Below are 16,278 nucleotides of genomic sequence, written 5' to 3' on the forward strand. Positions count from 1 at the left end.
AGGAGGTAATCTAATGTTTACATTTAGAAAAAAGTACAGAGAAATAGATGAAAGCAATAGTGAAAATAGACTATATGATAATAATTTTTCAGTACTTGCTCATAATGAAAAATGTATAGTTGATAAAATGAATAATAAAATAAGTGAAACTAACTTTGTGGTAGAAAATCTTATATCAACAATTAATACTATTTCAGAATACGTTGAAGTGCAGTTGGGATCCATAGATAAAGTTGTAAACGAAATTAATACATATTCAGCTCTTGCGGAAGAAGTATCTTCAAGCATAGAAAGTTCAAAACAGCTTTATACTCAAACTCTACAGGTAGCCGAGGACGGCAGCGAAGCTGTAAATGAATCTATAAAAGCAATGGGAGATATTGAGGGATCCGTTAATTATTCAAAATCAGTAGTAAATACTCTTGATAATAAAGCTGCAGATATAAACAATATGCTTGATGTAATAAAAGATATTGCAGATAACACCAACCTACTTGCACTAAATGCATCTATTGAGGCTGCAAGAGCTGGGGAAGCTGGAAGAGGTTTTTCAGTTGTAGCTACAGAAGTTAAGAACTTAGCTGAAAGAAGCATGGAATCTGTTTCATATATATCTCGCACTATTCAAGAAATTAATGAAAGCATAAGAAATACCATACTAGCTATGGATGAAACTATGGAAAGAGTAAAAAAGGGTTCTGATATAGCAAATAATACCTTAAAGGTTTTTAAAAACATCATTGAGTCGGTGAATACAAGCACTAATGTAGCTGAAGAAATTGTTTCTGCAGTTTCAATGCAAACTAAAAGTCTTGAAAATATAATCTATTCTACTGATGATATGAATAATACCTCTGGAAAGCTTATGTTTGTAATAGAAGTAGCATCTCTAAACACTCAGTATGCTAAAACTTCACTATTTTCACTGTCTCAGGTTTCAGAAGATTTAAAAATAATCACTAATAATTTTCTGAAAATGCTAGATTTGCAAAATAAAGAGGATATAGTTCTCAAAACTTGCTTAAAGGTAGTTCCTAAAACCTATGATCCAGCTTTAAATTACGATTTTGAAATAGCAAACATACTTTCAAATTTACACGCATCGCTTCTTACAATAGGTGACTCAGGTGAAATATCCCCTGGACTTGCTAAGAATTGGTATGTGGAAGATGACAATCGTACATGGATATTTAATTTGAGAAAAGGTGCTAAATTTCACAATGGAAAAGAAGTAACAGCAGAAGATGTAAAATACTGTTTCGAAAGATTATTGAGCCCAAAACTTAATTCGCCAAATAACTGGACACTAGAAGATATAGAAGGAGCTTTGGAATTTAAAAATGGAAGAGCGTCCTCTGTAAGTGGAATGAAAGTTATAAATAGATATTGTATTTCAATAAAGTTGTCAAATCCATACAGTGGATTCTTACTAAATCTTGGACAGTTCTTTTGTGCCATTATGGATAAAGAGGAATTAGAGAAGGGTAATATAGTAGGATGTGGAGCTTTTCTTTTAGAGAAAAAAGGTGAAGATCATTGTACGTTAGCTGCATTTAAAGATTTTTTCAATGGTGTACCTTACATAGATAAATTAGAAATTAAATTTAGCAATCAAAATTCTTTACAAAAACTTGTAGATAAAGAATATGATTTTATGGTTATAGATGGAAAAGAAGATATGGACAAGATAAAAAGTGTAGAATATCTAAATACAAGTACAGCCGTTCTAATGGGAACTTATTATGCTGGGTTCAATTTAGAGTCAAATTCAATATTTGCATCTAACAAGGAAGTAAGAAAAGCTCTAAATCTTGCTATAAATAAAAAAAGAATAGTTGAGGAACTCCTTGGAGGTATGGGAGAAGAGGCAAGGGGACCAATTCCACCTGGTATATTAGACAATTCATATCTTGGGGCAATTCCTTATAATCCTCAGCTCGCTAAAGAATTGCTAAGAAAGAATAATGTAGATGGAAAAAGTATTAATGTACTATACAGAGACGATAGTGAATCATTACTTTTCAATAAAATAACAACCTGTATTGTAGAAGATTTGGCCTCTGTAGGGATTTCGTGTAACCTTGTAAAAGTACCACCTTCTGAATATTTGAAACCTGAAAGTATTAAAAAATGTGATTTATGTATAAGCAGATGGATTGCGGATTCAGGAGATGCAGATAACTTCCTACAGCCTATATTTAATCCTGCCAATATTGGAAATTTGTCTAGATATAATAATCGTAAGGTTATTGAAAAACTTGAAGAGGCAAAAAACTTATAAATCCTAATAGAAAGCGTGCTATGTACAAAGAGATTCAAGATATGATAATAGATGATATGCCGTGGATTTCCTTATACCACCCTAAGATTGGAGTAGGCTTTAGAAAAGATGTATTAGGATTAAGAGTTAATCCAATTGGATTATTTAGCTATGATAATATAATTACGGAGAAAATATAATATTATTTACTTTAAACTAAAATTGTGTAATAATAATAAGTTGTAAAGTTATGTTTATTGTTAGTATTTATAGAAAAATGTTGATGATAAAGTAATTGTATAATAAATTTAGTGTGGTGGGAGTAAAAATGAATATAGGATTTGACCATAAGAAATATTTAGAAGAACAATCAAAGTACATTTTAGAAAGAGTTAATAACTATGACAAGCTGTACTTGGAGTTTGGTGGGAAATTGTTATTTGACCTTCATGCAAAAAGGGTTTTACCTGGATTTGATGAAAATGCAAAAATTAAACTACTTCATAAGCTAAGAGAAAAAGTTGAAGTTGTCATTTGTGTATACGCAGGAGACATTGAGAGAAACAAGATAAGAGGCGATTTTGGAATCACCTACGATATGGATGTTTTAAGATTAATTGATGACTTAAGAGCATATGACCTTGATGTAAACAGTGTTGTAATTACTAGATATGATGGACAACCAGCAACAACTGTTTTTATGAATAAACTTCAACGTAGAGGTATAAAAGTATATACGCATAGAGCAACTGAAGGATATCCTACAGATGTAGATAAAATTGTTAGTGATGAAGGATATGGTAAAAATCCATATATTGAAACAACAAAGCCTATTGTTGTTGTAACAGCACCGGGACCAGGAAGTGGAAAGTTAGCAACTTGTCTTAGTCAACTTTATCACGAATACAAGCGTGGCAATGTGGCGGGCTATTCAAAGTTTGAAACATTCCCAGTATGGAATGTTCCACTAAAGCATCCTTTAAATATTGCATATGAGGCTGCAACAGTAGATCTTAAAGATGTAAATATGATTGATTCATTCCACGTTGATGCTTACAATGAAATAACTGTAAACTATAACCGTGATATTGAAACATTCCCTGTACTTAAAAGAATTATTGAAAAGATAACAGGTGAAGAGTCTGCATATAAATCTCCAACAGATATGGGAGTTAATAGAGTAGGTTTTGGCATTAGTGACGATGAAGTTATTAAAGAAGCATCTAAGCAAGAAATAATTAGAAGATATTTTAAAACCGGTTGTGAGTATAAAAAGGGTTATGTAGACAAGGAAACTTTCCAAAGAGCAAAACTTATCATGGAAGAGCTTAATCTTAAGCAAGAAGACAGAAAAGTAGTTATTCCCGCAAGAGAACGTTCAGCTAAATTGAAGGAAGCCTCAAATAAAAATGATATTTGTCCAGCTGTAGCAATGGAGCTTAATGATGGAACAATATTAACTGGTAAAAGTTCAGATGTATTGGATGCCACAGCTGCTGTAGTTTTAAACGCTGTAAAACACTTTGCAAATATACCTGATGAAATGCACCTTCTATCTCCAGTTATACTTGAGCCAATTATAAATCTAAAGTCAAAAACATTAGGTGGTAAAAATACTGCTTTAAACTGCGAAGAAGTATTAATAGCGCTTAGTATATGTGCTGCTACAAATCCAATGGCACAAGTTGCAATGGAAAAGTTAGAGATGCTTAAAGGATGTCAAGCACACTCAACTACAATTTTAAGTGCAAATGATGAGCAGACATTTAGAGAGCTTGGAATAGATGTAACTTGTGACCCGGAATACCCATCAGAAAGTCTTTACTATAATAATTAAATTTAGCTATATAGGAGTGCTAGGCGGTCAGTTACTTTCCCTATAAAGAGATATATACAATATGTAAATATGAAATTTTTTAAGTGAATATGTGACAATTTCAATATTGTAAGTTCGATTAATATTGAAATTGTCATTTTATTATGTAAAAGTAATGACAAGGATGAAATATTTGATGATATACTTATGTTTATAAATAGTAATTTTGTCTAGAGTAGTAGGTAGTAATAAAAAAGCTATCATAAGGAGGTTACAATGAAGAAATTAAATATCGATTTAGAATTGCTTGTACAATCATTTTCATTTAATGAGGATGATTTAGCAAAAGAGTATTTAGACACTTATACGGGAGAGATTATAAATATTCCTTCTGAACTAGAAAAGGTAGTGCAAGGGGAACAGAGTGAGGATGAGCTAGAGGAGTGGCAAAGAGAATTATTAAAAGATGCATATGCTGTAAAAAATGATGAAGAAGAACGTTATATCCTAATACCTAATACTGATGAAACATACAACAATAATATAATGGTCAGCTTTACTAATGAAATTGTATGTTCTGAAAATCTTAGAGATAAGCTGTTAAATGCTTTAAATAGTAATCAACCCATGAGAAATTTTAAAAATATATTATTTGAACATGAGGAAGAGTTAGTTAAATGGGAAGCTTATGAAGAAGAAAAAGCAGAAGAATATGCCACAAATTGGTTAAAAGAACTAGGCATAGAATTAGAGTAAAGAGCAGGTAGTCAGCGAATGGAGGCTTAGCTTTGTAAAAGTAGAATAAAAGATTGACAAATGTCGAAATATGATGTTAATATAGGTGAGTGCGTTTTTATAATGTGATTTTTTTATCACATTATTTTTTTGTTTTAATATACAATACATAAATCGGAAAGGATGAATAGCTCTGTACAGTGAAGAAATTATTAAATTAAGTGATGCAGCAGTAAAAAAGAACAAGCTTTTTAAAAATGGTAAGATGAAGTACGTAGTTTCCTCAGCTCTAGCTGGGATGTATATTGGCTTAGCAATTATATTCATTTATACAATAGGAGGAATGCTATACACAGCACACTCACCGGCAGCAAAGATTGTTATGGGAGCTTCCTTTGGAGTAGGACTAAGCTTAGTACTTGCATGTGGTTCCGACCTATTTACAGGCAATACCTTAATTATGCCACTAGGGGTTTTAGAGAAAAAAGTAAACTGGAAATCAGTATGGAATATATGTGTTACTAGCTATATTGGGAATTTTATAGGATCTGTGCTAATTGCAGCTATCTTTGTAGGATCAGGTCTTGCACAAGGAGATACTGCGGAGTTTATATTAAAGGGAGCTGCAGGAAAAATGGCTCCAACCTTTATGCAATTATTTTTCAGAGGAATAATGTGTAATATTCTAGTTTGTCTTGCAGTATGGGCTTATTATAAATTAAAAGATGAAGCAGCAAAGCTTATAATGATCTTTTGGTGTTTATATGCATTTATAAGCTCTGGTTTCGAACACAGTATAGCAAATATGACATTACTTACAATTGCATTAATGATACCACATAAGGCGAATATCTCAGTAGGAGCGTATGTTCATAATTTAACTGCTGTAACGCTAGGAAACATAGTAGGAGGAGCAATTTTTGTGGGACTTGCCTACTGGTATATATCTAAAGAAAAAGATGAGGATAAAGAGTGTAATAAAGTTGCAGCTTAAGAGTATATAAATTCTTTAAAAAATGGTGATAGCAATGATGGTTAGCTGTCACCATTTTTTATTATAGCAGAGGATTTAGCACTTATGAAAAATAGTTTTCTTTAAAATATAATTAAAATAGTTTTAATATTTGCATAACATTTACCTGATAATATAAAAAATGAGGTGAATGATTGTGAGTATACAAATATATAATGATTCTAATTTTAAAGTTTATAAATTTGGAAACGAGTATATATTGCACAACATATACAAGGAATTTTCGGAAGGACATACACATGTACAGAAATATGATACTTGTATGGTGATGATTAAACTTATCGAAAGAAAGCAGTTACCTAAGAGCAGAAGCAAACACTTTATTGAAAGTCTAATAAGAGTCAGCAGCGATAGGAGATATGCAAGAAAAGTTCTTAAACTTATATAATTTCAATTGAAAGGCGGAATTTTTATGAGTGAAGAAGAAAAAAAATTATATAATATATTATTTCCTAATGATAATAATCCTTATCACATAAATTATGCATATTTTACCGGCGCAACTAAGAGGTCTTTATCAATATTAAAATCTAAAATTAGAAGTAGTTTTATAGAGGCTGCTTTAGTGGAAGATGAAAAGGAGGATGGCTCATTCTTTATAAGGATACTACAAAAGGATGTGGATATATTTTTAAATATGATTAAATCTTTAAAATATAATGAAAGAAAGATACCAAATCGATATATTAATGAAATTAAGTTTTTATTTGGAGATATCTAATATTAACTCAAGAATATTATGTCTTATTTTTTAAAAGCGTATTTCTATAAGAAGATAAACAGATGTGCTAACCTGATGGTTTCGCATCTGTTATTTTTATTAGAAGAAGATTAAGACATCATTGAATTAATTAATATAAAAGTTTTAATTAGTCTTAGTAAGGTTACTTTTAAGAGGTAGAAGTGTTTAAAATCAGTACATTTAAATTTTATAATCTTAATATGTAATTTACAGTAATGTAACAGGAACTAAATGTATTAATGTTATCATGTAGATAAATCGGGATATTTAAATAAGGGAGGCAAAAAATGAATTATTTATATGATTATCATATTCACACTACCTATTCAACTGATGGCAATAATACTATTTTTGAAGTATGCAAAAGTGCAGTAGAAAAAGGATTAAAGGAAATTGCTATAACAGATCATTTTGAACCAACACGAGGAAATGAAAATTATTCCGAATACAAACCTTATGATTATATATTAGAAATTGAAAAAGCAAGGGAGATATTTAAGGGAAAACTTAAAATAAAAATTGGTATAGAACTTGGTCAACCACATCACTATATGAATAGTTCTAAGGCAATAGTTAACTCAATACCTTATGATTATGTTATTGGTTCTGCTCATAAGCTTTCAGATGATACAGATTTTAGTGAATTTGATTATAATAATGTACTTTTAGAAAATGCCTGCAGCACTTACATTAATGAGTTAAAACAGCTTGTGAGTCGGGCTGACTTTGATTGTGTAGGTCATATGGATTTAATAAAAAGATACAGTACAGACATTTATAAAAGAAGAGTTTCCCTGCTTACACAGCAAGAATTATTAGAAGAAGTTTTTGATACTCTTATTTCAATGGGAAAAGGAATTGAGATAAACACCTCAGGACTAAGACAGGCGCCAAAGGAAACAATGCCTGGAATAGATGTATTGAAGTTTTATCGTGAATTAGGTGGTGAGATACTGACTATAGGTTCGGATTCACATTATGCACAGGATGTAGCTAAAGGATTAGATGTAGCTATAGAAAACGCAAGAGAAGCAGGATTTAAGTACCTAACTACATTTTCTAATAGGGTTCCAGAATTTATTAAGATAAGCTATAAAAATGATTTTTATTACATGGATAACAGAAAAATTATATAGAGTGCAAGGTCAGAAGTCTTGGGTAATATAGATATCTAGTTTGGATGTATATCTATATGTATTTAAGACTTTTTTATTAATAAGTACTATTTGATTTTACACAATGTAGATTATGTGTAATAATATGGTTGAAAATTTAACATGCTTATTTTATACTAAAGTAGATACATAATAAAGAGTTTAATTCTATATTTGAAGTTTGAAAGGAGTTTTACTATGACAAGAAAAGCTTTTAGTGCTGAAGGTGCTGTTGCCGTTGGACCTTATTCACATGCTGTTGAATCTGGTGATCATGTGTATTTTTCTGGACAAACCCCTATAGATACTGAAACTGGAAAGCTTGTAGAAGGAGATATTTCTGCACAAACTGAGCAGTGTTTTAAAAATTTATTCAATGTTTTAAAAGCTGCAGGTTTAACTTCAGATGAAGTTGTAAAAGTTAACGTATTTCTAACTGACATGAATAATTTTGCGGAGATGAATAAAGTATACTCTACAAAATTTTTTACGCCGTATCCTGCTAGAACTACAATCGGGGTAGCTTCACTACCTCTTGGAGCTCAAGTGGAGATTGAAATGGTTGCTCGAAGAAAAAAATAGATTAAAAGGCGGTCAATTAACTGGCCGCCTTTAGTACTATGAATTACATAACTCTTCGAGCGGTTAAGTAATCACTTCTGTTTAATGGTGAAACTTTGATGAAATCTCCTGTATGTGGTGCATGGATATATGCTCCGAAGCCTATGTACATACCTACATGATGAGGATCTTGCTTTGTACCAAAGAAAACTAAATCACCAGGCTTTAGCTTATCTAATGATACTTCAGTTCCATCTTTTATCTGATCATAAGTAGTCCTTCCGATATGAACTCCAAAATGTTCATATACATATTGAACGAAACCAGAGCAGTCAAAACCAGGGTCTGGAGAGGTTCCTCCCCATACATAACGAGTTCCTAAAAAACCAGAGGCATAGGCTATAATATTATCAGAAGTCAAAGTAGACTTCCCATTTGCAAAAGCGGCCACAGATGAATTATTTTTTATGTTTTCGATATATTTAAGCGCATCTGCTACTAGAGCTGGATCATCGGAGTATCCGGCAGTTTCAAATAAAAGTTTCTTTTGATCCTCTTTATCTTTATTTAACTGAGCTAACTCTTTTTCGTTATCTGATTTTAATGAAGCTAATATTTTATCTTTAGCGATTAAAGTTTCTTTTTGCTGCTCATTAAGTTTTTCTTATCTTTATACCTATTAATAATACTTGCATCTAAATCTACTATCCTTTTAACTGCATCTGAGTTCGAAATTAAATCTTTAACATCTTTAGATTTAAGTAATGTATGTAAATAGCTGTCAAAACCATTTATATACATTGCTCTTATTCTATTATTGAATAAGTTTTTTTCTTTGTTTAGATCACTTTCTACATCTTTAAGTTCCTCTTCTGTAACTTTAATATCATTTTCAGTATCTGAAATCTGTTTATTATTATCATCAATTTTTTTCATTACAGCTTCTATATTAGTATCTAACTTTTCAATATTTATTTGTATATTTTCAATATTTTTCACTGGTTCAGCATAGACAGTTCCAGTAAATAATAGCGATATCGTTAAAGTTAAAATAGACTGCTTTAAGAAAGTATTCAATTGTATCACTCCCAGAAGATATATATTGTTAAGTTTTTACAGAATATATTATACCACCAAGTTTAGGTAAGGAAATGAATATATTGTAAATAAAAAGTTAATAATTCAATGAAGTAGCTGACATGGAGATAAATAATAAGGGAAAAATTGGCGAAATTTGCTTTACAGAAATGTTAATGTATTGTAGTATTTAGTCAAAAGAAGAAAGATATTTATCTGAAGTAAGTTTAACTTTATGGAGGGTTTGATGAAAAAGATATTAAATATAATAGCGCAAAGACCAGATAGAACAGGAAGCGGAGTATATCTGCAGGCTCTTGTTAAAGAAGGTGATGAAAAACAATATAGACAGGCTGTAATTGCAGGGACATCAGATAACGATAGTAAAATTTGTTTTAATACAAAAATAGATGTCAAATTTTATCCAGTAGTATTTGATACGAAAGAATTACCCTTTCATATTGTAGGAATGAGCGATGTAATGCCTTATGAAAGCACTAGATATAGAGATTTATCTTTTGATATGTTTGAACGATGGAAAAATGCTTTTTCAAAGGTTATAAAGAGGGCTGTTGATGAGTTTGAACCGGATATAATAATATGTCACCACTTATGGCTTTTAACTTCACTGGTTACAGAAATGTATCCAGATAAAAATATACTAGCTTTTTGCCATGGTACAGATTTAAGACAGCTAGAATGCTTTAAACATATAAATAGTGAGTTTTCTAGAGGAGTAATTAAATATATTACAGAGAGCTGTAGGAATTTAAAGAAGATAGTTACATCTCATAATAGTGAAAAAGAGATGGTAAAAAAGCAATACGGCATAAGTGAAAATAATATAAAAGTTGCGGGGACAGGCTTTAACCCGGATATTTTTTATATTAATGAAAATAAGCCTCGCTCTGATAAGATAAAAATAGTTTATGCAGGAAAGCTGAGCTATTCAAAAGGAGTGCCAGCTTTAATTCATTCTATGAAATTATTAGAGGAGCATTATGGCAATATTGAGCTCTACCTTGTAGGTTCTGGAGCAGGAATTGAGGCATCAGATATAATAAATATGTGTAAAAATTATTCCGGCGGTGCTAACATACACGTACTAGGGGCGATAACACAAAAAGAATTAGGGGGGCTATTTAGACAATGTGATATATTAGTTCTTCCTTCTTTCTATGAGGGTTTACCATTGGTATTAATAGAGGCTATGGCCTGTGGGCTAAAAGTAGTTTCAACAGATTTGTCTGGAGCAAGAGAATGGATGGGAAGCATTATAAATAATAGTGAAATTATTAAATATGTACAACTTCCAAGACTAAAGGATATAGATGTTCCTTTCGATGAAGATTTACCGCAATTTGAAAAGGATTTGAGTATATCAATAAAAAAGCAAATAGAAAATGAATTGATAATCAGTGAGGGGCTTAAAAAGTCTATAAAGAAAAAGTCATGGAAAAGTGCTTTTGAAGACATAGAAAAGCTTTTTTAAATAGGAGCCTCATTAGGCTCCTACAATGCTTAAATGGCTTTGTATATATCATAAGGTAAGTTATTAATGACCTTATTGTAAATATCTATATGTTTAAATCCATTATCCTGACGTATGGCAGGACATACATTTCCTTCTTTTATTGCATTTATAAGATCTATTTCATCTCTTATTCCATCGGGGAATACAGTAGCATATGTTCCTATCTTTTCAATAACATGTGCATCGCTAGAGCCTATACATGGAAGATTAAGCTCAGTGGCTAGGGAATAGGCATATAAGTTTTGATGTGGCTCTGTACTTCCGTTAAAGGCTTCAACTCCATATAAACCTAATTCTTTTGCTTCTCTTATATAATTACCAAAGCCTCTATTGTTGTTTCTATATGGATGGGCACTTATGGCAACTCCATTATGAGCATGAACTAATTTTAATAAATCTTTAGCATGCATCATTTCTTTAGGCCAGTCCTTTAAACCAAATACTAATACATCCCCCTCAAAGGTTAGTATTTCAGCTCCAACTAATATTAAAAAACCTGTAGATTTTGAGAGAGCATGTGCCTCTTCTATAATTTCGTTACTTTCATGGTCTGTTATGCATACACCATCTAGTCCTATTTCTTTTGCTCTTTTTATTATATCATTTAAAGATATTTCACTATCTAAAGAATATTTGCTTTCATGAATATGAGTATCAATTAACATAAAGACCTCCAAATAGTAAGATTATCACTATAGTATCATAGTATCATTTTATTAGTGTGATTGTTGAATTATTAAATAAATTTATAGAAGATAAGAAAACTATAAACAGAATTTATTTAGCAAAGTTAAAAATTAAAAGAATCACTAAATAAGTTAGCTAAGACTTTGTATGCGTTGACAATATAAAGTAAGTGTAATATTATAACAGTGAATAAAACTAACGTTCTTATTTCAAACCTTATACTAAGGAGGATTTTATGCAGTTAGATTTAATAAAAGAAGTTTTGACTGGTTCCATAACAGGATATATAACAAATGCAATAGCTATCAAAATGATATTTAGGGAATATGGAATTGGCAAGCTTAAATTAGGTGGAGTAATAATAAAAACTAAAGATGAATTTATAAATAATATAAGCTCATTAGTAGAAAGAGATATAATTAATAGTCAGACTTTAAGCAGTGAGTTATCAAAGGAATCCTTTAAAGAAAGTATAAAAGACTTTGTAGATGACTTACTAAGTATACATATGTACAAAAATGCATCCAACATCACGTTAGGAGAATTAAATGGTTTTGATTCAACGATAAATAATGCTAAAGAATTTGTGCAGAGTTCAGCTAATAAACACTTAAACAGTGTTTTTGATAAGATGCTAGAGAGTATAAGTTTTAAAGATATATTAAGTGAAAAACAAATTCAACATATAAGTGGACAATTATATAGTTGTGTTTTAGAGGTATTAGATAGTAATGATTTTATAGATAAGGCTGTAAAGGAGTTTTATGAAGAAAATAAATCAGTAAGTTTTGGTGAGTTCTTCGAACAAAAATTATTAGAAATTATAGGCAACAATGTTGAAGATAATATTAAAAATTTTCATATAGACTTAAAAAACAATTTTGATAAAGATATAGATAAGGCTTTTGAAAATACTCTTGAAACATTAGAGGTTCATAAAATTCTAAGTTCATTAGAAGAAAAATTATTAGAAAAAAGAATAATAGATTTTATTAATAATAAAGACAATATTAATTTATCTAAAAGTTTAATACATAAAATTAAGGGATTTATAGAATCTAATGAAGGAAAAAGATTAATAAATAACTTTAGCAAAGAATTGCATAATCTTCTGAAAAATATTGATAAGCCTGTATTAGAGTTACTTTCTGATGATTTAAAAGATACCTTTGAGGAGTTCTTCAAGGATAAGCTACAATATGCAGTAAAAGAAATAATATTATGGATAGAAAAAAACAAAGGCGATATAGAGGGACTAATAGAAAAATCTATAGATGATACTATAGAATCTATAGATGATGGAATGAAAAAGAATATTTTAAATCTAGTTAGAGATAAGTTCTTAAATGATGTGGCAAATAAATTTGATATAGTATCAAAAATTACTGAGTATTTAGAGAATAATGCAGATATAGATTCTATAAGTAGAGATGTTACATCAATAATAATTACTTATCTTAAGGAAGAAAAGGTATCAGATATAATATTAAAGTTAGAAAAAAATAAGATATTTACAGAAGAAAGCTTTGCAAACTTTATAAATTATAATCTTGCTAACTACATTGATTATATACCAGAAGATTATTTCTGTGGATTCTTAAACATAAAAATAAAAGATATTTTCAGTTTAGATTTAGTTAATATCTTTGAAAAACATGTTAAAGAATCGATGACTAGTACTTTAAAATATAAATATCTATACACAGAAAAGGTTACTAAAACTATAAGTGAAGAGGTTACTAAAAGATTAAAAGATATTAACGATATGAAGTTTGATAAACTTATAGGCGAAGAAGCTTTATCTTCTAACTATCCTAAAATTAAAAAAATAGTTATAGAAAAAATGCAGGATAATAAAGATACCATAGTAGATTTATTTTCTGATAAACTAAAAAAATCTATTTATTCTCTTAATTTGCATAGTGGATTAAATGATGAGATTAAAAATAGCTTATTAGATGAATTGGTAAGAGAAGTATCTAATAAAGCGGAAAAAAATTTAGAGAATTGTGGAGAGATAAATCTAAAAATATTATGTGACAAAATAAATGATATAGAAGACGTTAATGACAATTTAGTAAATTCTATAGTTTTAATGTTGAAAAATAATCTACAGTATATATTAAATGGTAATATTAAAAAGGCTGTATCCACTAACTTAAATGATTTGAAAGATGAAGAACTTCAATTGATGATTGAAGAATTTATGGGTAAGGAAATGAAGCCAATTACTGTAATTGGTGCAATGCTTGGAGCTGTAATTGGTATAGGTATGTATTTCTTTGACACCTCAGTTACACAGTATAATTATTTAACAGCTACACTTATAAGTATAGTGGTCTATGGATTTGTAGGTTGGCTTACTAACGTTCAGGCACTAGCAATGCTTTTCAAACCTTATAATGAAAAAAGACTATTTGGAATTAAAATTCCATTTACACCGGGAGTTATAGTAAGTAGAAAGCCTAAGTTTGCAAAATCTATGAGTACTTTCGTAGACGAAGAGCTTTTGAAAAAAAGCAGCATGGAAGAGCTATTTAATAAAAATAAGGATGCTATCCATAATTCACTGAAAGAAGTAATTTCAAAGGATAACTATAAGATAATAGTAGATTTTTTAGATAGCCATTCAGATGCTATTAGTGATAAAGCTTTTGAATATCTAAAAGATCTAATTGAAAAAAATAAAAGTAGTATATCTGATTCTCTGACTAATAAGGCGAGCAATTTAGATATTACGAACATAGATTTTTCTGAAATTGAGAATCAATTAAAGGAAAAGATATTATCTAAAATAGGAAATTCTAATATGGAGATATATGATGCGTTAGAGGGTATTTTTGGATATGATAAAGAGATTTCAAGAATAATTCCAGAGCAGTTTAGAAAGTCTTTTGAGCAACAGCTGACTAACAAAGTTGAAGAAGAAATAGATAAGTTATTATCATATGCGAGCAGAGACGATAAAAGAAATGAGTTATTGATGATGCTCTCATACAAGTACGAAAATGTAATTAATAATTCAGTTAATGAAATGATCAGTCCAGAAAATGTTATCAAGTGGAAAAGTTATTTTGGAAAATTAATAAGTGATAAAGTTAGTTCAAAAGAAACAGGAACTAAAATTTTAAATTGTATAGAAAAAATCACATCAAGAGAACTCAATCCTAATAGGAAAATAGGGGAGTTATTTGGTGGAACTCTTACAAATATAATAGAAAGTAATTTTAGCTATATAATGGATAACATAGTAAAAGCTATTGTAAGTGGATTAAGCAATAACAGGCAGGTCATTTCAGAGGTTGCTATTACTACAACAAAGGAAAGTTTAAACTTTTTTGAACTAATGGGATACAACATGCTTGGTGGAGATAAAATAGTAGCTTCTGTTGTTGATGATCTTGTAAATGATAAATTCCCTGCTTTTATTGAATCTAAAAAAGGGGAACTTAATGAACTATTAGGTAGTTTTATTGACAATAAGATTTGCAACGGTACTGTTGGAAGCTTAAGTATAGGACTTCAACATAAAGAAGTTTTAGAAGTTATTAATAATTTTATTGATGAAAATGAATTTAGGTTAAATGATAAGATTATTAAAATTACAGACAGTATGTTTAATTGGGTAACAGATATTAAATTAAGAGAATACTTAAGCATTTTATCTATTAATAAAATTGAAGATATAATAGAAATTTTTGAGGAAGAATTGAACTTTATTTCCGGGGAATTAAAAGATAATGTTGTTGAAAAAAAGCAAAAGCTAACAGATGAATATACAAAGCTTATCTATAATATTTTAGAAGAGTTAGTATTATCAATAAAAGTTAATGCACTTGTAAAAGGAATAGATAAGGAATATGTTGAAGATTTATCCTATAAGATATGCACAACAATTTCAAATAGCAATTCTATAAGAAATAGCATTGCACAGTTTATACAGAAATTATCTGATGTGTTAAGACAAAAGAAAGGTGAAGAGTTATTAGACCTAAGGGAATTTAATGTATGTTCATTGAATGTCTTAGAAGATATACTGCAGAATAAGGAATTAGATGCAGGAATAAGAAATGAAGCACAGAACATAATAAATGATATTATAGGGAATGATTTAAATATTATTGATGCTTCTACAAAGGATAATCTATCTCAAATAGTAATTAACTCAATTTTAGACAGCGCATCACAGAATTTTTCTAAAGTTATAAGTACGATTGACTTTAGAGGAATTACAGAGCAGCAAATTAATTATATGGAACCTAGAGAAATTGAAGATTTATTTAACTCCTTTGCTAAAAAATATTTTAATAAGCTAAAGTTATATGGACTATGGGGAGCAGTCTTTGGCATTCATTGGATTGTAGGACTTGTTACTTGTGTTCTATATGCAACTAGTGCAGCAAAAGAAAAGATAAAGAGTTAGAATATATATAGGGGTTCAAGGAAGAAAATTGAGCCCTATATTAACTATAGTTATTGTGCTACTTTACGAAAACCCTCTGATAGCAAGGCATTCAGTGTAACAAGTAATGAGTGATAAATTAATAAGTATAATTACAAAAGGTATTTAATAACTTATATTGTGATATTAAAATTTGTTAAATATAATATATAATACTTGACAACAATGTTTTGACTATGTTATTATTGTCTTAGAAAAAATTACATAGTTATTTATG

14 protein-coding genes are annotated in these 16,278 nt (G+C 29.7%); 11 read left to right on the plus strand and 3 right to left on the minus strand.

What is annotated here, in order from left to right; genetic code table 11:
• The first annotated feature begins 13 nt into the window (after positions 1–13).
• From RCG18_RS16920 to RCG18_RS16960, 9 genes are all read left to right on the plus strand, one after another.
• Positions 14–2,281, plus strand: coding sequence for an ABC transporter substrate-binding protein (locus RCG18_RS16920; RefSeq protein WP_308037203.1), 2,268 nt, complete (start codon positions 14–16; stop codon positions 2,279–2,281).
• A 20-nt stretch (positions 2,282–2,301) separates the two neighbouring features.
• Positions 2,302–2,460, plus strand: a complete 159-nt coding sequence (locus RCG18_RS16925; RefSeq protein ID WP_308037204.1) for a hypothetical protein — start codon at positions 2,302–2,304, stop codon at positions 2,458–2,460.
• Positions 2,461–2,588: 128 nt separating this feature from the next.
• On the plus strand, positions 2,589–4,097 hold the full coding sequence (locus tag RCG18_RS16930; protein ID WP_308037205.1) for a DUF1846 domain-containing protein: 1,509 nt from the start codon (positions 2,589–2,591) through the stop codon (positions 4,095–4,097).
• Between the two features lie 255 nt (positions 4,098–4,352).
• Positions 4,353–4,832 carry a UPF0158 family protein gene (locus tag RCG18_RS16935; protein ID WP_308037206.1) on the plus strand — a complete coding sequence of 160 codons (480 nt, stop codon included), beginning with the start codon at positions 4,353–4,355 and terminating at the stop codon, positions 4,830–4,832.
• Positions 4,833–5,004: 172 nt separating this feature from the next.
• Positions 5,005–5,805: a formate/nitrite transporter family protein gene (locus RCG18_RS16940; protein ID WP_308042052.1), complete on the plus strand. Its 801-nt coding sequence runs from the start codon at positions 5,005–5,007 to the stop codon at positions 5,803–5,805.
• Between the two features lie 169 nt (positions 5,806–5,974).
• Positions 5,975–6,232 (plus strand): hypothetical protein, encoded by a 258-nt coding sequence (locus tag RCG18_RS16945; protein ID WP_308037207.1) that lies wholly within the window; start codon positions 5,975–5,977, stop codon positions 6,230–6,232.
• 24 nt (positions 6,233–6,256) lie between these two features.
• Complete coding sequence (locus RCG18_RS16950) at positions 6,257–6,565, plus strand: hypothetical protein (protein WP_308037208.1); 309 nt, start codon at positions 6,257–6,259, stop codon at positions 6,563–6,565.
• A 308-nt stretch (positions 6,566–6,873) separates the two neighbouring features.
• Positions 6,874–7,722, plus strand: a complete 849-nt coding sequence (locus RCG18_RS16955) for a histidinol-phosphatase HisJ family protein (RefSeq protein WP_308037209.1) — start codon at positions 6,874–6,876, stop codon at positions 7,720–7,722.
• A 216-nt stretch (positions 7,723–7,938) separates the two neighbouring features.
• Positions 7,939–8,322, plus strand: a complete 384-nt coding sequence (locus tag RCG18_RS16960; protein WP_308037210.1) for a Rid family detoxifying hydrolase — start codon at positions 7,939–7,941, stop codon at positions 8,320–8,322.
• Between the two features lie 43 nt (positions 8,323–8,365).
• Here RCG18_RS16960 and RCG18_RS16965 read toward each other — a convergent pair whose 3' ends face one another.
• Positions 8,366–8,722: a C40 family peptidase gene (locus RCG18_RS16965; RefSeq protein WP_308037211.1), complete on the minus strand. Its 357-nt coding sequence runs from the start codon at positions 8,720–8,722 to the stop codon at positions 8,366–8,368.
• Between the two features lie 209 nt (positions 8,723–8,931).
• Positions 8,932–9,378, minus strand: coding sequence for a hypothetical protein (locus tag RCG18_RS16970; protein ID WP_308037212.1), 447 nt, complete (start codon positions 9,376–9,378; stop codon positions 8,932–8,934).
• Between the two features lie 247 nt (positions 9,379–9,625).
• Between RCG18_RS16970 and RCG18_RS16975 the strand changes: the two genes are divergently transcribed.
• Positions 9,626–10,870: a glycosyltransferase family 4 protein gene (locus RCG18_RS16975; RefSeq protein ID WP_308037213.1), complete on the plus strand. Its 1,245-nt coding sequence runs from the start codon at positions 9,626–9,628 to the stop codon at positions 10,868–10,870.
• Between the two features lie 29 nt (positions 10,871–10,899).
• Here the strand turns inward: RCG18_RS16975 and RCG18_RS16980 are convergent, their stop codons facing one another.
• Positions 10,900–11,577: a PHP domain-containing protein gene (locus RCG18_RS16980; protein ID WP_308037214.1), complete on the minus strand. Its 678-nt coding sequence runs from the start codon at positions 11,575–11,577 to the stop codon at positions 10,900–10,902.
• A 257-nt stretch (positions 11,578–11,834) separates the two neighbouring features.
• Between RCG18_RS16980 and RCG18_RS16985 the strand changes: the two genes are divergently transcribed.
• Positions 11,835–16,022 (plus strand): DUF445 family protein, encoded by a 4,188-nt coding sequence (locus RCG18_RS16985; protein WP_308037215.1) that lies wholly within the window; start codon positions 11,835–11,837, stop codon positions 16,020–16,022.
• The last annotated feature ends 256 nt before the right edge of the window (positions 16,023–16,278 follow it).

Source organism: Clostridium sp. OS1-26 (assembly GCF_030915445.1).
Lineage (GTDB): Bacteria > Bacillota > Clostridia > Clostridiales > Clostridiaceae > Clostridium_AM.

Coding starts and splice junctions, on each gene's coding strand:
- RCG18_RS16980 (WP_308037214.1), bottom strand. CDS start 11,577: ATGTTAATTGATACTCATATTCATGAAAGCAAATATTCTTTAGATAGT.
- RCG18_RS16930 (WP_308037205.1), top strand. CDS start 2,589: ATGAATATAGGATTTGACCATAAGAAATATTTAGAAGAACAATCAAAG.
- RCG18_RS16960 (WP_308037210.1), top strand. CDS start 7,939: ATGACAAGAAAAGCTTTTAGTGCTGAAGGTGCTGTTGCCGTTGGACCT.
- RCG18_RS16950 (WP_308037208.1), top strand. CDS start 6,257: ATGAGTGAAGAAGAAAAAAAATTATATAATATATTATTTCCTAATGAT.
- RCG18_RS16945 (WP_308037207.1), top strand. CDS start 5,975: ATGATTGTGAGTATACAAATATATAATGATTCTAATTTTAAAGTTTAT.
- RCG18_RS16975 (WP_308037213.1), top strand. CDS start 9,626: ATGAAAAAGATATTAAATATAATAGCGCAAAGACCAGATAGAACAGGA.
- RCG18_RS16985 (WP_308037215.1), top strand. CDS start 11,835: ATGCAGTTAGATTTAATAAAAGAAGTTTTGACTGGTTCCATAACAGGA.
- RCG18_RS16955 (WP_308037209.1), top strand. CDS start 6,874: ATGAATTATTTATATGATTATCATATTCACACTACCTATTCAACTGAT.
- RCG18_RS16925 (WP_308037204.1), top strand. CDS start 2,302: ATGTACAAAGAGATTCAAGATATGATAATAGATGATATGCCGTGGATT.
- RCG18_RS16920 (WP_308037203.1), top strand. CDS start 14: ATGTTTACATTTAGAAAAAAGTACAGAGAAATAGATGAAAGCAATAGT.
- RCG18_RS16935 (WP_308037206.1), top strand. CDS start 4,353: ATGAAGAAATTAAATATCGATTTAGAATTGCTTGTACAATCATTTTCA.